The sequence below is a fragment of the Commensalibacter sp. M0133 genome, from assembly GCF_016101485.1.
Lineage (GTDB): Bacteria > Pseudomonadota > Alphaproteobacteria > Acetobacterales > Acetobacteraceae > Commensalibacter > Commensalibacter melissae.
Window position 1 is genome coordinate 1,061,865 of the sequence record NZ_JACFQI010000001.1, and the last position, 19,166, is coordinate 1,081,030.

Sequence of the window (19,166 nt, forward strand, 5' to 3'; positions counted from 1 at the left end):
ACAGGGTGGTACGATACAACCCTGTCTTGAACAACTAATTAAACGGAATAATTAGTTAGCAGCTGGAGCTGCTGCGTCTGTTGCTGGAGCTTCAGAAGCTGCTGCTTTTTTAGCATGGTGTGCTTTTTTACCATGATGCGCTTTTTTACCGTGATGCGCTCTTTTACCATGATGAGTAGCTGGAGCTGCTGCGTCTGTTGCTGGAGCTTCAGAAGCTGCTGCTGGAGCAGATGCTGGTGTTTGAGCTGCTGGTGCAACAGCGGCAGGAGCAGGAGATGCTGGTGCAGCTTCTTGAGCGAAAGCTGGAGCTGCAAAACCTAATACAGCTGCTGTTGATAGAGCGAAAGAAAGACGACGAGCTAATAATTTCATTTTATTCCCAATCAAAATTATCAATTAAAATCGTATCGAAAATCTATATCCGATATGTGAAAAAGTTAGCATAACCTGATGGGTTTGTCTTACATTATAATTGCATTATTTTTGCTATTTTTTACAATTATGCCTTAATTTGGTCTTATTTTATTTCTTAAAAGAAAACAGAAAATCAGCAATCCTTGCAATCGTGTTAATTATAAAATGACCTGTTTTAAAATCAAGTTACAAATTGTTACATACAGGATCATATCCTATTATAATCCTGTATAAATTTATGTATAATCAGCTTTCAGCTCTTTGTCTGACGTGACGTTTCCGCTCATGTGGATCAAGATATAATTTGCGAAGACGAATGGCTGACGGTGTAACTTCCACCAATTCATCATCCTCAATATAAGCAATAGCCTGTTCCAATGACATTTTTCTTGCCGGAGTCAATAAAAGTGCCTCATCTTTACCCGCAGCACGCATATTGGTTAATTTTTTTTCTTTAATTGGATTAACATCCAGATCATTTTCACGAGAATGTTCACCAATAATCATTCCGACATAAACCTTGTCAGAAGGTTCTACAAACAAAACCCCTCGATCCTGTAAAGAGAAAAGGGAATATTGAACGGCAACACCATTTTCGGCAGAAATCAACGAACCATTACGACGCCCAGCAATGGGTCCAGCCCAGGGACCATAACCTGAAAAAAGTCGGTTCATGATCCCGGTTCCCCGCGTATCCGTCAAGAACTCGCTATGATATCCAATCAAACCCCGGGAAGGAATTGAGAAAGTCAATCTCACTTTTCCGCCACCAGATGGATTCATATCCTGCATTATACCTTTTCGTAGGGACATTTTTTCAACAACAACCCCAGAATAAGGTTCATCAACATCAATAAGAACCTCTTCATAGGGTTCTTCTTTTTCACTTGTTTCCTCGTTAATGCGGGTTAGAACTTTTGGACGGCCAATAGTCAGTTCAAATCCTTCCCGACGCATCGTTTCAATCAAAACACCGAGCTGTAGCTCTCCACGTCCAGCCACTTCAAAAGCATCATTTTCAGCACTATCCGTAACACGAATAGCAACATTACCCTCAACCTCGCGATACAGGCGTTCACGAATTTGACGAGAGGTCACCTTTTTTCCTTCACGTCCACCCAAAGGACCGTCATTAATGCGAAAGGTCATAGATAGGGTTGGAGGATCAATCGGGGTAGCATGTAAGGGTTCCGTTATTTCTGGAGAAGCAATGGTTTCTGAAACCGTTGTATTGGATAAACCTGCCACAGCCACGATATCACCAGCCTGGACCTCCTCAACAGGAACACGTTCCAGGCCTCTGAAGGCTAGCAATTTTGTTAGACGGCCTGTCTCAATAATTTTACCATCATGTTGCAAAACACGAACAGGCATATTTACCCTTGCCGTTCCCTGTTCTACCCGTCCGGTTAATATACGTCCAAGGAAATTGTCATATTCAAGGATAGAAGCAACCATTGCAAAAGGCGCATCAAGGTTAACCGTTGGTGCAGGAACATGTTTGACGATAAGATCAAACAACGCACTTAAATCCTCTTTATGGTTTTCAATTGTATAATCAGCCCATCCCTGACGCCCTGACGCATAAAGCATTGGAAAATCCAGCTGCTCATCATTGGCACCCATCGCTGCAAACAGGTCAAAAATTTCATTATGCACTTCATCCGCACGAGAATCTGAACGGTCAACCTTGTTCACCACAACAATGGGGCGCAAACCACGATTCAAAGCTTTTCCAACTACGAATTTAGTTTGTGGCAAAGCTCCCTCGGCTGCATCAACCAAGACAACCGCCCCATCAACCATTGATAAGATACGTTCAACCTCCCCCCCAAAATCCGCATGACCTGGGGTGTCAATAATATTAATTCTTACATTATTCCATACAACAGAGGTACATTTGGCAAGAATCGTAATTCCTCGTTCACGTTCCAAATCATTACTATCCATTGCACGTTCAACCACATGCTGATTTTCACGAAAAGTTCCGGACTGTTGTAATAACTGATCAACCAACGTTGTCTTGCCATGGTCAACATGTGCAATGATGGCAATATTTCGGATCTCCATGATGTTTTTCATTCTCCAACAATACAAAATATGTATGTTTCGCATTATCTACAAAACATACATATTATTCTTCTTTTCAATAGTTACGTAAATTAATAACAAAAGTTATTTTTATCAAAAAAGCCAAAAAATTAGAAATTCATGACTTCTTTCAATTCCGGTAATGGTCTGGCACCCACATGGGAAATAACTTCCGCAGCCACAACACTTCCCAGGCGACCACATTCGGCATAAGTCCTGTCAGTAGTCCAGCCAGCCAAAAATCCAGCGACATAAGCATCACCTGCCCCTGTCGTATCCACAACAACCGTTGGAACACTGGCAACCTCTATCCGCTCTGAATTGGCAAGAATAACACTGCCCTTTTCACCACAGGTTATAACAGCGATTGGAATATCCTGCGAAGCATTGTGAATGGCTTTTTCCAAATCTTCCGTTTCGTATAGTGCACAAATTTCAAATTGGTTTGCGAAAACCATATCCACGTGATTTGATACAAAATCCTTAAACTGTACCAGATGTCGCTTTACACAAAAAGGATCGGACAAACTCAACGCGATTTTCCTTCCTGCTTTGTGCGAAATATCTGCAGCCTGATAGAATGCCTTTTGTGCAAGTTCACCATCAAATAAATATCCCTCCAATAAAGTTATTTTGGCATGACTTATGACCTCTTCATCAACATCATCTGGTGTAAATTGAGTGCAAGCCCCCAAATAAGTATTCATGGTTCTTTGTCCATCGGGCGTTACAAAAATAATTGACCGAGCTGTATATAGATTTGGATGCAGGGATGATTTTAAAGGGGTCGATGGAAAATAAACACCACCCTGCTGAATATCTTCTGCAAAGCGTTTTCCGACGGTGTCATCCGCAACTTTTCCCAAATAAGCCGTTTTTGCCCCCATCAGGGCCGCAACAAAACAGGTATTTGCCACTGATCCCCCACTCATTTGTTTTTCCGGCTTTATCAGGCTTTTCAAGGCCTTGACCCGTTTTGCATCAATCAAACTCATACTTCCGGGTATCATTTCCTGTTTTTCGAGAAAATCATCATTAACTCGTGTCAATATATCAACAATGGCATTCCCTATTCCTGCAATATCAAATTCAACATCATCCTCTTTCTTCCGACCAAGTAAATTTTTAAAACCACGCATAAAAAACTATTTCCTTTCCATATAATTATAAAAATTATATTCACTAATCTTAAATGATGTTATTTCTTTTTCTTGCCAGCATACTTAAAAAGTAATTAATATATTTAAAACATTTACTAATTTTTCAAAAATCTTCAATCTGTTTTGACTAAATGTCATTTTTCCCTAGCAGGTCTGTTATACTTTGCTTTACAAACTATACAAGAAGCCATTATTAAACAACAAAAATAACCCGTAACCCAACGTTACCCAATTTTACTTTGTTCTTTAAACGAAAGTCTTATCTTACAATGAATAATCTAACCCCTATTCTTGAAAAAAAACTTATTAACCGAAATACGCTTTTAAACAATACAGAACATACATATTCAAATGACGCATCCCTAAATCGCAGGGCTCTTGTCGTTGGTCAGGGTATACACATACAAGGTACGTTTAATGACGTTGAAACACTCATAGTTGAAGGAACGATTGAAACCTCTTCAATCAAGTTGAAAAAACTTGTCATTCAGCAATCTGGAGTTTTCCGTGGAACTGTTGAATCCCAGGATATTGAAATAACCGGTATACTGGAAGGCAATATTACCGCTCAAGGGAATCTTACAGTCACTGCAAGTGGCAAGCTCCTTGGCAAGGCGAAATGCCGACGCCTTAAAGTTGAAGATGGTGGACAAATCACCGGACAGGTTGAAATGATTACCACGGACAAACTGAAACAAACGTCAGCTGTCGATTATAGCAACGATAAAGAGGAAGTGGTGACAGAAGAAGTTAAATCTTCAGCAACTTAGTCGAAATAATAAACAAATATTTATATAACCATATCTTCTCTCATCAAAATTTAATTTTATGAGAAAAGATAGATTTATTAGGCAACGTTATTCTTACGATCTTTCAATTTTACATAGGCGATCTGAACATGTTCCAAACAATAGGGTTTACCCGGAACGATCGGCGCCTTGCAAAAATGAAAGTCTTTTTCGCCTGGATCACCTATCGGCCAACAGCATTCTGAATTTGATTTTCGATAAGAAGGCAGCTCTTTTGGTGATATAAATTCAAGCTTTTTAGGTTTTTTAGTCCTAACCTCAAGCTTCTCTTTAACTGATTCATCTTTGACAGCATTAATCTCTTTTGATTCTATAACAGTCTGTGTAACGGTTTTATTTTTTTTAGACTCATCCTTTTTTGATATAGCATTTTTTTGAGATTTTGTTTCACCCACTTTATCTTTTGTTACACTCGCCTTGCGAATCGGGGAAGGTCTTCCCTCAAGTCCCAATCGATGCGCTTTACCAACAACAGCGTTTTTCGTTACATTAAGCTGTCTGCCAATTTCCGCTGTTGAAAGACCTTGTGCCCATAATTCCCGTAGGCGGGCAACGATTTCATCAGTCCATTCCATACATTTTCACCTTAATTACTTCACTTTATAAATAACAAATAATTTTTTAAAAACAAAATTCAAACTTTTACAAATTTTAATGTTTTATCTTGAACGGATATCATGAGTTTCCCTTCACATAGATCAATGGCATCTTTTCCAAAAACCTCATGACGCCAACCTGTAAATATTTCCAAATCTCGATAACCCAAAGCTATTTTTTCAATATCCTTACTACTGGCAACCAGCTTAGGGGCCACTTTATAAATTTCACATTTGGCCAATAACATTACCTTTAACAACGAAACCAGAGCTTCTGATGGTTTTTCTACAGGATTTTTATAGATAAAAGGGGTTGGCAATGATTCAGAATCAATCGTTTTCGTTTTTTTTATAATTTCTAAGACAGATTGACCATCTTGGCCGTTGGCAAAATCTCTATTAATACCTCTTATTTTTTCCAAGGTTTTTACAGTATCGGGTAAAGCCACGGCAATAGCAATAAGACTTTCATCCCTAATGAAATGATGCCTTGGGATATTCACCTTTTGAGCTTTCTCTTCACGCCATTGTATTAAATAAGATAAACAGGCCAATGATCGACCATTACGAATTTTTGCCCCTAATTTTTTACAGATTTTTTCAATAGGAGGTAAATAAAAATCCGGATTGGACAAAAGTTCCATTTCAGAAGCAACCCAACTTAAGCGATTATCCAATCGTAATTTTTCATATAAAATTGGAAAAGCACTCCACAGATAGGTTACATCTGCAACTGCATAATCCTGTTGTGCTTTTGTTAAGGGACGTATTGACCAGTCACTAAACCGATAGGATTTATCAACCTTATGGTTCAGTAACGATTCAATCAATGAACCATAACCGATTTGATTTCCAAACCCTGCAACCATTGCAGCAATCTGCGTATCAAATATCGACACAGGCAAAAAGCCAAATAAATGCAAAAAAATTTCCAAATCCTGCTGAGCGGCGTGAAAAACCTTAACAATCTTTGGTTCAAGCAATAGAGGGGTTAATAAGGATAAATCAATTGTCTTGGAAAGAGCGTCAACCAAATAAACCTGATAACTACCTGCAATTTGAATTAAACATAATTCCGGCCAATAAGTCGATTCTCTTACAAACTCAGTGTCCATTGTTACATAGTTTTCTACCAACAATGAATCAACCATTTGTCTCAGAGAATGACTGTCTGATATTAATTGAGGAGCAGGAAATTCCTTAAATGATTTCATAAACAATTAAATTAGTTACACTGAAAATCGTTATAAATAATATGATTTTCAAGGTAATTTAAATTTCCTCCAATTTCCTATTTCTGTGTTTTTACAAGATAACTCTGCATGATTATAAGCACGATTTATAAAATAATTTGACATTAATCTCAAAGTATCAATAGACAAAAAAGATTAATTTAACAAAATTGTATCCATTAACAATTCCAAAACACTCGTTGATAAGAGACCTGGTCCAGTACGCTTCCCCTATATTGGCAAATGCTTTGGTTTCAGTCAGATTTTTTATTTTATTTTCCATTTTTGATACGATCAAACCATTTTCAATATAGGAATCATTTCCCTGAACATATAATAAAAAACAATCAAATTCCTGATAGACAAAAATACAAAAATATTATCCAGATTTGCATAACAATCAATTTCAACATCAATATATTTGCAATAGATAACAGAAACGAAAAATGTCTGATTGCATTACTGGATAAATACAGCAACCCTGAAATAAATTAGCAAATTCAAAAAGATAATATTGCTTTATAAAATCATAAGATTGATCAAAATCAAAAAAAGTAACCACGTAATCGTTATTGCATTTTGTTTATTTTCTGAACAGATTCCCCCATGTTGGCTTGCAAATGATAATCGCGCCAAAAAATATAATCTTTTTTCCACAGGCAATTTTGATCTGCCTGAACGCCATTCTGATCATCAACTATATTAAAATATTGGGCTTTCAAATATTTTGGCAATTCCGACATTGGCGTGTAACAATATTTTAAATTTTGCCGCCTGTTTTTCTTCCTCTGTAAACATCTTGTTTTTTCTATCCTATTGTAATACCAACGTCACTAAATCCTGTTTCCGTTTTCATAAAATATGATTAAAGTAAATCCAATATAAACTTAATCGATATTATGAATTCAAAAATGTTATATTCAACCTTACAGTAAAAGGTAAAACAATGAATAATACCAAAGAACTTAAAAACTACCTGACCCAGCTTGGGGCAAATACCTCTTTACCTCAATCTCCATCCGAAGCAAAACTTGAAAAAGTGCCTGCCCCTTATCCGGAATATGATTATACTATTCGTTTTACCGCACCAGAATTCACATCATTATGCCCAATTACCGGACAGCCAGATTTTGCTCATCTTGTAATCGACTATATTCCAGATAAATGGATTGTCGAAAGCAAATCACTAAAATTATATTTGGCAAGTTTTAGAAACCATAGAGCTTTTCATGAAGCTTGTACAGTTGAAATCGCAACCACACTGACAAAATTACTTGACCCAATATGGTTACGAATTGGTGGATATTGGTATCCAAGAGGAGGAATGCCTATAGATGTTTTTTGGCAAACCAGCACACCTCCCGAAAATGTATGGATTCCTTCACAAGATGTTCCTGCCTATCGTGGCAGATAATATCTTTCATTACTAAAGGGTTTGGTTATGTTTATCTGAAACAGCCAAATCAATAATAGCATTGGCTCCCTGCATTCTGTCAATCAACTCACGTTGCTTATCAGTATCATTGGTACCTGAAACCCTATTATACTCTTCCTGCAATTTTGCCAAACGCTTGATCCCTTCCTCTTCAGAAAGTTCATTCAATTTTCTGACTTGTTTGGCAAGAACAGTACAACAATTTTCTTGCATTTCGGCAAACCCGTCTTCAACAAACAGACGATGGATAACCTTATTGTCCTGATAAAGATCAATCACTCCAGCACGAAGAAGAAAAATCATTGGGACATGACCTTCCATTGCGGCAATATCCCCCTCTAAAGCAGGTAAAACAGCCATATCCACTGCCTGAGAAAGAACAACTTTCTCGGGACTAATAATTTCAAGTTTGATTGACATTATTATTTTCCTTTATGGCTTTTAACCGTTTATTTTTCTTCTTGTTTCATTTTTTCAGCTTTTGCAACTGCCTCTTCAATAGTGCCTACCATATAAAAAGCAGCTTCTGGCAAATCATCATGTTTTCCATCGACAATTTCTTTAAAGGAACGAACTGTATCCTTTACTGCCACCAATTTACCTGGCATTCCGGTAAAGATTTCAGCAACATGAAAAGGCTGAGACAGAAAACGTTGAATACGTCGTGCCCGTGCAACAATCTTTTTGTCTTCTTCGGAAAGCTCATCCATACCAAGAATTGCAATAATATCCTGTAAAGATTTATAGTTTTGCAGAATTTCCTGTACCCGTCGCGCAACCTCATAGTGTTCTTCACCAACGATACGAGGATCCAAGGAACGTGAAGTTGAATCCAGAGGATCTACAGCAGGATAAATACCCAATTCAGCAATTGAGCGGTTTAAAACTGTTGTCGCATCCAAGTGAGCAAATGTTGTTGCTGGCGCAGGATCCGTCAAGTCATCCGCAGGCACGTAGATAGCCTGAACAGAAGTGATAGAACCTTTTTGCGTAGAGGTAATGCGTTCTTGCAATGCACCCATTTCAGTTGCCAATGTCGGTTGATACCCCACGGCGGAAGGAATACGACCCAACAAGGCAGACACTTCAGAACCAGCCTGGGTAAAACGGAAAATATTATCAACAAAGAATAATACGTCCTGTCCAGCTTCATCACGAAAATATTCTGCAACCGTCAGACCGGATAACGCCACACGCGCACGGGCTCCAGGTGGCTCATTCATCTGGCCATAAACAAGAGCAACTTTTGAGCCGTCAGTTTTACCCTCATTAATCTTGATAACACCTGCATCAATCATTTCATGATACAGGTCATTTCCTTCACGGGTTCGTTCACCAACGCCAGCAAAAACTGAAACACCACCGTGACCCATCGCAATATTATTGATCAATTCCTGAATCAAAACAGTTTTACCAACACCGGCACCCCCGAACAGACCAATTTTACCACCCCGTAAATAAGGGCAAAGAAGGTCAACAACCTTGATACCGGTTTGCAGGATTTCAGTTGTTACACCCTGTTCCTCGAATGAAGGGGCCTGGCGATGAATTGGCATCCGCTTGGCAGAATGAACAGGACCCATTTCATCAATCGGTTCACCAATAACATTCAAAATACGACCCAGTGTTTCAGGCCCGACAGGAACGGAAATCTGGCTACCCGTATTAATCACTTCCATTCCACGAACCATACCATCTGTTGAATCCATGGCGATACAGCGCACCTGGTTATCACCGATTTCCTGTGCAACTTCCAATACAAGCGTACGATCCCCGACCTTACATGTTAACGCATTTAAAATATAAGGAAGCTCCCCTGTAAACTGCACATCAACAACAGCACCCTTGATTTCTGTAACTTTTCCCACAGAATTACTTTTAGATGCCTGATTTTCTTGATTCCCCGCTTCTGAATCACCCATTGTTGCATTACTTTCATTAATTGCTGTATCCGACATAATAAGATCAGCTCCTAGCAGTATAGTATAATTTATAATAACAATCAGGCAGCATTCGCACCCGATATAACTTCAGTAAGTTCATTAGTAATATTAGCCTGACGCGTCCGATTATAATATAAACTCAACTTATCAATAGCCTTTCCGGCATTGCGTGTCGCACTGTCCATTGCAGTCATTCGAGCGCCCTGTTCACCAGCATTTGTTTCAAGCATTGCCGCAAAAATCTGAACTCTCAAATTTTCCGGAAGCAAACGATGCAATACATCTTCCGCCTCAGGCTCAAACAGATAATCTGCCTGATCTTGCAATCCTGAACTGTTTTTTTGATCAGCACCGTCTTTACGGTCCGTATCCTTTACGGCAAGCTCCAATGGAATAAGCTGCAACTCCGTTGGTGTTTGAACCATCACATTTTTAAATTTATTGTAAATGACAGTACAAACATCAAATCGCTGTTCTTCTAATAAAGACTCGATATAGGCAGCGATCTGGTCTGCGGACTGATATTCAACGTTACCCAAACGATAATCGACATGTTCAGGTCCAATAATAAGATTGGGAAACTCACTACGGCAATATACATACGTTTTCAAGCCAACAGGAAAAATCTTAACAGTCTTTCCCTGTTCTTGTAGACGTTTGACCATATTGCGTAATGTACGATTTATATTACTGTTAAATCCACCTGCCAAACCCCGATCACTGCTCATTGGAATAATAAGATGAACCTTGTCTTTACCAGTACCTGTTAACAATGCAGGCAAACCAGGACGACCATCCAAAGACTGCTTCAAACTAACCAGAATACGCTGCATCGCCATAGCGAAAGGCTGAGCCTGACGAGAACGTCGCTCAGCACGATGCATTTTGGCTGCCGCAACCATTTTCATAGCACTCGTTATTTTTTTTGTCGATTTGACACTATTTATACGAGCACGCAATTCTTTTAAAGAAGCCATTCACAAAGTTCCCTAAGCCTGTTTGAATTGTGCAACAAAATTTTTCAGGAATGCTGCCAATTTTTCTTCCAATTCCTTAGTGATCTGGCGTGCATCACGAATTCCATTAAGAATTTCGATACCGGTAGAACGCATGGATTCAATATATTGATGCTCAAATTCCTGAATCTTGTTTACTGGAATTTCATCAGTGTAACCACGGGTACCCGCATATAAAACAACGACCTCTTCTTCCATGGTATAGGGAGAATTTTGGGGCTGTTTTAACAATTCTGTTAATCTTGAGCCACGTTCAAGCAACTTACGGGTCGATGCATCAAGATCGGAAGCAAATTGAGAAAACGCTTCCATTTCACGATATTGGGCAAGCTCCAGCTTAATACTGCCGGCAACCTGTTTCATTGCTTTGCTTTGTGCCGCAGATCCAACACGGGAAACTGAAGTCCCCACATTAACCGCAGGACGAATACCGCGATAAAATAATTCTGTTTCCAAGAAAACCTGACCATCTGTAATGGAAATAACGTTGGTAGGAATATATGCAGAAACATCACCAGCCTGTGTTTCAATAACAGGCAAGGCAGTTAATGAACCTGCACCACGTTCATCGGACATTTTTGCAGAACGTTCCAAGAGACGAGAATGCAAATAGAATACATCGCCAGGATAAGCCTCACGTCCAGGAGGACGACGCAATAAAAGGGACATTTGACGATAAGCTACAGCCTGTTTTGACAGATCATCATAACTAATCAATGCATGCATACCATTGTCACGAAAATATTCACCCATTGCCGTGGCGGCATAAGGTGCAATATATTGCATTGGCGCAGCATCTGAAGCGGTTGCGGCCACCACAATGCAGTAATCCATTACACCCTGTTCCTCCAACGTGCGAACAACCTGTGCAACGGTGGAGCGTTTTTGACCGATAGCCACATATATACAATAAAGAGTCTGCTTAGGATCCTTTAAAGCATTCATGGTTTTTTGGGCAATCATCGTATCAACCAAGATTGTTGATTTGCCAGTTTGACGGTCACCGATGATTAATTCACGCTGTCCACGCCCGATTGGAACCAGAGCATCAATAGCCTTGATCCCGGTCAACATTGATTCACATACGGATTGACGCGGAATAATTCCGGGAGCCTTAACATCTGCCAAACGACGTTCGACATCTTTCAAGGGCCCCTTTCCATCAATCGGATTTCCCAATCCGTCAACGACACGACCCAACAATCCCTTACCAACAGGCACATCCACAACCCGATTTGTACGAGTAACGTTGTCCCCTTCACGAACTTGACTGTCGTCACCAAAAATAACAACACCAACATGGTCGATTGACAGATTTAAAACCATCCCGGTCAAATTGCTGTTGACAAAAGAAACCAATTCCCCCGCCATAACGTTTTGCAGGCCATAAACCAATGCAATACCGTCACCAACAGACAGAACAATTCCTGTTTCCTCAATGTCAGATTCTTTATCAAAGGACGCAATTTGTTTTTTAAGGATGTCCGAAATTTCTGCGGGACGGATTTCCATCACGCGGCTCCCTTCATAACATTGTATAGGCGATTAAGACGTGATTGAAGACTAGCATCGTAGAGCTTTGACCCAATACGCACGATAATTCCACCTAGTATCTTTGAATCAATACGCTCTTGAATATCTACTTTATTGTACCCTGCTTGGGAAAAACGATCCTTTAATTGGGCACGTTGCATATCCGTTAAAGGAGAAGCTGTAATGACTTCAGCAGCAGTAATGCCACGACGAAGATTAACCAAAGCAAAAAATGCCATTAAAAAAGATTTTAAATCAGCAAGTCTTCGATTATTTGCAACCACACCTACAAAATTCTGCAAAATCTGACTGAATCCACAATGATTCATTAACTCAGCCATTATTGCTTTGCTTTGTACAGTATCCAAAGAAGGGTTATTTAAAACATTTCTCAATGTTTCATTTTCAGAAATAATTTTTAACAAACCCTCGGCCTCTGCAATCACCTCATTTAAAGCATGCTGTTCCTCAGCAAATTCATATAACGCGGTAGCATATCGCCCCTTAAGATTATTTGCCGTAAAGGCGGAAGCTGCAAGCGCAGCATGTGTTGCATCGGTATTCACTTCGCTTGTTCTCTCATCGTTCACTAAAATGCAATTGAAATTTCACCCGCTTCATTTTACCTCTTCAGCAAAGGTTTTACAGTCCAAAATGATATTATTAAAAGCCTATATTTTAAAGTAAATCAATAATAAAAACAAAAATATTTTTAAAAAATAAATTTGTCTCAAGTCATACAGAATGATTGTTATACCGACAATCATTCAAACGATCAATTCGATTTAATATAATTTTTAGTAAAAAATATTTTTATTTAAGGAAAAATAACAATTATTGGATATCAATTTTGGTGCGTCGACAAAGATATAAGTAAATCACTTTCTTACCCGTTATTGGCAAGTCTATGCAATGCCGACGAATAAAAGCCTGTTCCGATAAACATTATTGTCTCAGCCAGTTTGGACACAGGGCAGCACGATAAAATTACAACTGATCTTGACCCGCTCAATCCCGACTGATCGGATAATGCATCCAAATTGGCAGAACATGCGCGTTTCGATAAATACTCCGATAAGCTTTTCATAGGGCCTGAACGGGATAAGAGAAACAAATCGTAATGCGGGAACATTCTACCTAAACACTGCCGCAATCTTTAATCGTCACAGGCACTAGATGGTGATTACCGCTAAACAAAATAGTTATCAGCTATTATTAAACCTCTGTATTTAACACGCCATACTACGAGAATATAAGATAATACTCAAATTGCTATTCGGTTTTATCTGCTATCACGATAATCACCGTGTCATCATAACCAGTGTGAAAATAATAAGTCCGATAATACAAAATCTGGCTATATTTATAATAAAAACATTTTCTATGCTATATTATTTTCCATATATTCATACGTTGGCATTAAAAATCCCCGCACAATTAATTAAGCCCGTTGAATTTTTATCTAGTGAACTAAATAAAAATGACAACTACCAAACGGTCAGGATCAAATTTTTCATCATCTGGATAAAACCACGTCCTTCTTCACCTATTCATTCACTTTCATCAAGTTTAACGTTGTTAAGAACACCTCACAATTATTCACTATACTCAAGTCAACTGTATATAAATCATGATGCTCAACACTTGAAGTGCCAAGGTCATCTCACCACAGATTGAAATCTGCTTTATTGCTCTGAAACTTGATTTTACGGATTATTATTAGCACATGTACCAGTATATCTCGGCGAAAAAGGCACCAACTCACTGTTAGGAAATGAACAATTAAATCAGCTGCTGCATCAGAAAACATCACACGCCAGTCTGTCTCACACCTCGATATTAATTAATACGCCATCTCAATTCTTCTTCAGCTGGTATAGACCAATTAATTTTGCATATCCATAGCCTTTGCCTTTTATCCGAACTAATTGTCATTAATCCCCGCAGCCGAAAAGAAACTATCGTAAGACGAAATTCAGAAAAGAATTTAGTTATTTATCTAATACGACACCCCAAAAAATGTTATTAGAAATGCGTATGCGCAAAGCGCATCTAATGCTGCAATCAAAGGATCAGGTTCGCAAACCGCCTGGAACGTAGGATATTGAACCTCCAAAAAATTCTAGCATCATATCCAGCTATTTTCTGACTATGAATAATATTAATTTTTATAGCTCTGATTCCATACCGTTATTGCAATATACAATATAATACCAAAAATAAATATGCAGAATGGATTCATTTTCAGTTTAAATTAAACTCATTTGAGCATAAGTTTTTAACGCTGATTTTATTTTGAATGTCCAGATAATGAGCATGACAGTAAAGTAGCGATATAACCCAATTATCGTCTCAGTATCACTCACAGCCAGCTTATGTCTATCAATAACCATCCAGAAGCCGGTAACAATTACCAGTCGCAGAGGAAAATCCTCGAAAATGAATTCATTTTACATTTCCCAACCAATTTTAGATGTGAGCACATAATGATACGGTTGAATGCAGCTAAATTCAGTAAAATTCTGGAAATTTGAAAATGGAGCGGGCGAAGGGAATCGAACCCTCCTCGGTAGCTTGGAAGGCTACTGCATTACCACTATGCTACGCCCGCTTGATAATGCTCGATTGAGTCTGAAAAAAACTTTTAATGATTTTTCTTCCCAAATCAAGCTTTTTTTTATCATTTTTATAAAAAATAATTTTTATTCATTTTTTACTTGACTTTCTGTCCATTCCATTGCTTTTTCTTGTATCAATAGATATGATGGTTCTGATCTATTCATATCAAATTTTTTGCAGGGGTGTAGCTCAATTGGCTAGAGTGCCGGTCTCCAAAACCGGAGGTTGCGGGTTCGAGACCCTCCACCCCTGCCAAATTAAATATGAATGACAAACATTCATTTTGTTTTCAACCCATCCTGATATATTATAAAAATTTAACATAGTATTTTAGGATCATTTTATGTAGGGAAGGTATTTCGTGCCGGTCAATCCCACGAAATTTCTAAATGAGGTTCGTGCTGAAGCCAAAAAGGTAACTTGGCCTTCACGTCGTACAACATTAGTCACAACCGCCGCTGTTCTGGCAATGGCTGCGGGTGCTTCTGCATTCTTTTTCATCGTGGACCAGGCTATCGGCTTTGGAATACGGATTTTATTTGGCCTAGGAGGGTAAACCAGTTATGGCAAAACGGTGGTACGTCATTCATGTCTATTCTGGTTTTGAAAAAAAGGTTGTTCAACAGATTAAAGAACAGATTGAACAAAAAGGTTTAACTGACCAAGTGGAAGAAATCCTTGTCCCTTCAGAAGAAGTCATAGAGGTTAAACGTGGCCAGAAAGTCCAAACAGAACGTAAATTCTTCCCCGGTTATGTTCTGGTCAAAATGGAGATGACTGATGAGGCATGGCATTTAATCAAGGATACTCCCAAGGTTACGGGTTTTCTTGGAAACAGAATGCATCCATCCCCAATTTCCAATGCAGAGGCCGAATATATCATTAATCAAGCCAAAGAAGGTGCAAATAGTCCGCGTCCTTCTGTAGACTTTGAGGTTGGCGAGCAAATTCGCGTTTCCGACGGGCCATTCACTTCATTTAATGGTGTTATTGAAGAAATAGATACTGAAAAAGGTCGACTAAAAGTCAGTGTTTCCATTTTTGGACGTTCTACACCTGTTGATCTGGAATATAATCAGGTAGAAAAACTTTAGTCCCTTAAATACTGGATGCAAAACAATATAAAACAGCTTTTCGTTTCCCATTATCATTTTTTGCATCCTTATTGACTTATCCAAATATTCAGAACCATTTTTACTAAATTCTGATTTTTTTTCATAAAACTTAAACAAGATCCATTGAGACAAAATCTCTTTTTTTATAATAGTGATTGATCAATAAGCCTAATAAAACAAATCTTATATCCAAAAAATTTCTATAATAAGCTTCATTTTCATATTTCTTAATAAATTTCACCCTCCACTCTTGAAGAATAAATAAAGCTCCTATATAAAACAAAAACCATGCCGACATAGCTCAGGGGTAGAGCAACTGATTCGTAATCAGTAGGCCCTCGGTTCAATTCCGAGTGTCGGCACCATGAACATAATAAAATCATTTTCTAAATATAATTTAACGTGATCCGACTTGACTTAATAATCTGACGTTATAGTAGACAATAATATAAAGCTAAATCCGCTTAAAAACACATTATAAATTTTGTTTTTATAATGTCATAAAACAAAAAATTGTTTTATTGACTTCAATAAAGCTATTATAAATTCTAAAAAAATTATTTTTCAACTATGAACAATGAGCAATTCCTGCTTTTTCAGCTTTTTTTTGCAGATCAGGGGCATTTTTTAAATTCAAGGGTTGTAATATATGATTCTTTGTCTTTTGACAAAAATTGGCCGCCATATGAAATGAAGGATGATCAGGAGAAGATAATTCTTTACGTAGGCAGCCAACATCACTTTCCAAGGGTAAACGCCCCATTTCTGGATTACAGGCATTAAGCAGTAATCCAGTAAATAAAATTAAAATCGATTTATAGTTTATCACTGTATTCAACCCTGAAATCTTTAATAAGATTTTTGATTATAATGAGAATAGCTATTATCGTTAATTTATTCTTTTTACAGTGACAAGCAATATAGTTTTTTAAAAAGTTACGTTGGTTTTCAAACCAACAATCGTTGCATCTTTATAGGCCTTCGTCGCGGCAACATGATGAAAATATTCAAATACTGGCATAATCATGATTCCACGATAGGCAGCAAAACCATAATTAGCTTCAAATAAAATTGAATCTCCCTGAACTCCAGGGGCACCATTCAATAGAGCGAAAACTCCATTACCATTTAATGGTGCTCCATGTGCAACTTGAAATTGCTGTGCATGCCGAAGAGTATGAGGAATCGTATAATATGTAAACATCACCCCAATTTGATCATAGGCTCTGCCTTTCCAAAATCCACGATCCAAAAACCCGAAATTGTAAAAGTCCTTAAATGTTGATGTTGTTGTAGAATCATGCCCATAATTTGCCAAAACAAATAATCCATGATCATCAATTGCATCATGACGATAAATCATTTGGTAGGATTGAATCCAGAATTGGGTACGGTAATCTTTTTTATTGTTATTTAAAACTTGTGAAGACCAGGTTTGAAAATGACTGCTATCTATACCTGCACCAATATGAATGCTACCCACTAAATGATGTTTTCCGATATCAGGATTATAACCAAATTCAACAGGAACGAAAGCACCAGTTGTTCCCTTGGTTCCCCAATAAAATCCAGTTGCTCCTCCTTGTGGCCAAGGTGTACTTTGATATGCACCCACTTCAAAATAACTATTAGGTGTCATATTAACAAGAATTCTTCCCCCCCAAACTGCACCAGGCCAATCTGAAAATCCCTGTTGAGACTGAGTACTTCTTGGATGGCCACAAGTTGAAAGAATCATAAATTGACATGCCATGGGACTATGGGCAAAATCATCTCCTACACTCATACGACCGACTTTAATATCGACCCGACCATTCCATAATTTTTGTTCACCATAAACATCATAAATATGAAATAAGCGAGAATAGCCACCCCCGTATACTTCCTGGGCCTGAATCTGCGTATCCCCAACATAATCAGCACTGGCATTACGACCTGAACGATTCATAACAATCATATGAGTTGAAAATCCCTTTAAGCCGGCGATTTTTTCCCAATCCATATCAACTGAAAATGTTATTTGTTGTGTAAAATCAGCACCGTTTCTCCGTCCACCATGAACCACACCAGCTGTTTCTGTCACCCAGTTTAATCCAAGCTGAATACCATATTTATCAAGATAGTCATTTATCGGTTTAGAAAAAATACTTTTTGTTGGATCAAGACTGGACGGGTTTACTTCACGTGTATTGAATTTATTCATCTCACCAAGTGCAACATTCCGATTCGTCTCTGGTACTGAAGCATCATCAATATTTTGAGGAGGTTTACCATTATTGGAAAGATCAAGCGCCATTAATTTGTTAATTGGCATAAGCAAAATCATTACGTTTAAACCCAATATAATATACTTTTTCAGGAAATTTATAGGACTATAAAAAGCAATTAGACTATCCATAACTTAACCTTTCCTCATAAAGTACATTCAATCAGAGGATATATTTTCTCTAAATTGAAAATTTCAATATTAGTTAATCATTAGATTAATATATTAAAATATAAATTTATTGTTACCTTAGATAAAAAATGAAAAATTGGTTAAAATCTTTAAATTTGTGTATTTTATAATACACTTCATTTTGAATTATTTACTAAATACAGAAAATGATATTAAATATTTTTTTTTAAATTTTTAATAAACAAAATATTTTTGATATAAAAACAAAAAAATACAGAACCAAATATATTGCTTATATTTTGTTTCCAACATTAATTATTCTATAAAAAATTTTTATATTTATTAAGTTATGATATTTATTTGTTTTTTTACGGTATATGAGAGGTGGGCATGCGATATTCACAAGTGGTTTATTCATTTTTTGCATAAGAGGGATGGGAGGGACTTGGCGCTGGATTTCATGTTGGTTTTGCAGGTTAGTGTTTGCAACAATTCATGATATTTTCAAGTGATACGCCGGCCTCGGGAATAAAGAGCGCTAGGTGGCCATGTTGTTTGCCAAGATTGCCATACAGGACGCATTTTTTCACGGTTTCATGTATAAAAGACTTTTTCGGTTCCAAAGTGGCAGATCACATGGATCAGCCACTGGCCTGCAAAAGCAGGATCGGCAACAAGGATGATGCGCCAACACGGGATCGACAGGATATTGTCCGTGATGATACAGCAATTTTGAGTGGAAGTTATTGGGAGCGGGGAGAGGATTTGAACCTCTGACCTTCAGGTTATGAGCCTGACGAGCTAC

General features: G+C 37.9%; 19 protein-coding genes and 3 tRNA genes. 7 read left to right on the plus strand and 15 right to left on the minus strand.

The window, feature by feature from the left end:
* Window positions 1–51 precede the first annotated feature (51 nt).
* From H3T46_RS04775 to H3T46_RS04785, 3 genes are all read right to left on the minus strand, one after another.
* Window positions 52–372 carry a hypothetical protein gene (locus tag H3T46_RS04775; RefSeq protein ID WP_198197590.1) on the minus strand — a complete coding sequence of 107 codons (321 nt, stop codon included), beginning with the start codon at window positions 370–372 and terminating at the stop codon, window positions 52–54.
* A 288-nt stretch (window positions 373–660) separates the two neighbouring features.
* A complete protein-coding gene (gene typA, locus H3T46_RS04780) occupies window positions 661–2,484 on the minus strand; it encodes a translational GTPase TypA (RefSeq protein ID WP_122124041.1) in 1,824 nt (607 codons plus the stop codon).
* 131 nt (window positions 2,485–2,615) lie between these two features.
* A complete protein-coding gene (locus H3T46_RS04785; RefSeq protein WP_198197592.1) occupies window positions 2,616–3,644 on the minus strand; it encodes an adenosine kinase in 1,029 nt (342 codons plus the stop codon).
* 290 nt (window positions 3,645–3,934) lie between these two features.
* Between H3T46_RS04785 and H3T46_RS04790 the strand changes: the two genes are divergently transcribed.
* A complete protein-coding gene (locus H3T46_RS04790; RefSeq protein ID WP_110438569.1) occupies window positions 3,935–4,435 on the plus strand; it encodes a polymer-forming cytoskeletal protein in 501 nt (166 codons plus the stop codon).
* Between the two features lie 77 nt (window positions 4,436–4,512).
* Here the strand turns inward: H3T46_RS04790 and H3T46_RS04795 are convergent, their stop codons facing one another.
* From H3T46_RS04795 to H3T46_RS04805, 3 genes are all read right to left on the minus strand, one after another.
* The gene (locus H3T46_RS04795) at window positions 4,513–5,049 is read right to left on the minus strand and encodes a GcrA family cell cycle regulator (RefSeq protein ID WP_110438570.1); all 537 of its coding nucleotides are present in this window, start codon (window positions 5,047–5,049) and stop codon (window positions 4,513–4,515) included.
* Window positions 5,050–5,108: 59 nt separating this feature from the next.
* Window positions 5,109–6,284 (minus strand): ribonuclease D, encoded by a 1,176-nt coding sequence (gene rnd, locus H3T46_RS04800; RefSeq protein ID WP_155580853.1) that lies wholly within the window; start codon window positions 6,282–6,284, stop codon window positions 5,109–5,111.
* A 587-nt stretch (window positions 6,285–6,871) separates the two neighbouring features.
* Window positions 6,872–7,045 (minus strand): hypothetical protein, encoded by a 174-nt coding sequence (locus H3T46_RS04805; protein WP_155580854.1) that lies wholly within the window; start codon window positions 7,043–7,045, stop codon window positions 6,872–6,874.
* A 203-nt stretch (window positions 7,046–7,248) separates the two neighbouring features.
* On the opposite strand from H3T46_RS04805, the gene queF reads away from it, so the two are divergent.
* On the plus strand, window positions 7,249–7,716 hold the full coding sequence (gene queF / locus H3T46_RS04810) for a preQ(1) synthase (protein ID WP_155580855.1): 468 nt from the start codon (window positions 7,249–7,251) through the stop codon (window positions 7,714–7,716).
* A 12-nt stretch (window positions 7,717–7,728) separates the two neighbouring features.
* On the opposite strand, the gene atpC is transcribed toward queF, so the two are convergent.
* The 7 genes from atpC to H3T46_RS04845 all read right to left on the minus strand — a co-directional run bounded on the left by atpC (window position 7,729) and on the right by H3T46_RS04845 (window position 14,840).
* A complete protein-coding gene (gene atpC, locus H3T46_RS04815; RefSeq protein WP_155580856.1) occupies window positions 7,729–8,157 on the minus strand; it encodes an ATP synthase F1 subunit epsilon in 429 nt (142 codons plus the stop codon).
* A 29-nt stretch (window positions 8,158–8,186) separates the two neighbouring features.
* Window positions 8,187–9,659, minus strand: a complete 1,473-nt coding sequence (gene atpD / locus H3T46_RS04820) for a F0F1 ATP synthase subunit beta (RefSeq protein WP_110438630.1) — start codon at window positions 9,657–9,659, stop codon at window positions 8,187–8,189.
* 80 nt (window positions 9,660–9,739) lie between these two features.
* Window positions 9,740–10,657 (minus strand): F0F1 ATP synthase subunit gamma, encoded by a 918-nt coding sequence (locus H3T46_RS04825; RefSeq protein WP_198197593.1) that lies wholly within the window; start codon window positions 10,655–10,657, stop codon window positions 9,740–9,742.
* A 12-nt stretch (window positions 10,658–10,669) separates the two neighbouring features.
* The gene (gene atpA / locus H3T46_RS04830; protein ID WP_122124049.1) at window positions 10,670–12,208 is read right to left on the minus strand and encodes a F0F1 ATP synthase subunit alpha; all 1,539 of its coding nucleotides are present in this window, start codon (window positions 12,206–12,208) and stop codon (window positions 10,670–10,672) included.
* Window positions 12,208–12,795 carry an ATP synthase F1 subunit delta gene (atpH, locus tag H3T46_RS04835; protein ID WP_122124050.1) on the minus strand — a complete coding sequence of 196 codons (588 nt, stop codon included), beginning with the start codon at window positions 12,793–12,795 and terminating at the stop codon, window positions 12,208–12,210. Before atpH ends, atpA begins: the two co-directional genes overlap by 1 nt.
* A gap of 320 nt (window positions 12,796–13,115) precedes the next feature.
* Entirely contained in the window at window positions 13,116–13,316 is a 201-nt protein-coding gene (locus tag H3T46_RS04840) for a hypothetical protein (protein WP_198197595.1), read from the minus strand.
* A 1,450-nt stretch (window positions 13,317–14,766) separates the two neighbouring features.
* Window positions 14,767–14,840 (minus strand) — tRNA-Gly (locus H3T46_RS04845).
* Window positions 14,841–15,026: 186 nt separating this feature from the next.
* Between H3T46_RS04845 and H3T46_RS04850 the strand changes: the two genes are divergently transcribed.
* The 4 genes from H3T46_RS04850 to H3T46_RS04865 all read left to right on the plus strand — a co-directional run bounded on the left by H3T46_RS04850 (window position 15,027) and on the right by H3T46_RS04865 (window position 16,328).
* Window positions 15,027–15,103: transfer RNA gene (locus tag H3T46_RS04850), tRNA-Trp, on the plus strand.
* Window positions 15,104–15,209: 106 nt separating this feature from the next.
* Window positions 15,210–15,404 (plus strand): preprotein translocase subunit SecE, encoded by a 195-nt coding sequence (secE, locus tag H3T46_RS04855; RefSeq protein ID WP_110438579.1) that lies wholly within the window; start codon window positions 15,210–15,212, stop codon window positions 15,402–15,404.
* A 7-nt stretch (window positions 15,405–15,411) separates the two neighbouring features.
* Entirely contained in the window at window positions 15,412–15,942 is a 531-nt protein-coding gene (nusG, locus tag H3T46_RS04860) for a transcription termination/antitermination protein NusG (protein WP_110438580.1), read from the plus strand.
* 311 nt (window positions 15,943–16,253) lie between these two features.
* Window positions 16,254–16,328, plus strand: a tRNA-Thr gene (locus tag H3T46_RS04865).
* Window positions 16,329–16,531: 203 nt separating this feature from the next.
* Here the strand turns inward: H3T46_RS04865 and H3T46_RS04870 are convergent.
* Together H3T46_RS04870 and H3T46_RS04875 are read right to left on the minus strand one after the other, a co-directional pair.
* Entirely contained in the window at window positions 16,532–16,792 is a 261-nt protein-coding gene (locus H3T46_RS04870; protein WP_198197597.1) for a hypothetical protein, read from the minus strand.
* A 99-nt stretch (window positions 16,793–16,891) separates the two neighbouring features.
* Window positions 16,892–18,289, minus strand: a complete 1,398-nt coding sequence (locus tag H3T46_RS04875; protein ID WP_230882874.1) for a carbohydrate porin — start codon at window positions 18,287–18,289, stop codon at window positions 16,892–16,894.
* A 567-nt stretch (window positions 18,290–18,856) separates the two neighbouring features.
* Between H3T46_RS04875 and H3T46_RS04880 the strand changes: the two genes are divergently transcribed.
* Window positions 18,857–19,138, plus strand: coding sequence for a hypothetical protein (locus H3T46_RS04880; RefSeq protein ID WP_198197599.1), 282 nt, complete (start codon window positions 18,857–18,859; stop codon window positions 19,136–19,138).
* The last annotated feature ends 28 nt before the right edge of the window (window positions 19,139–19,166 follow it).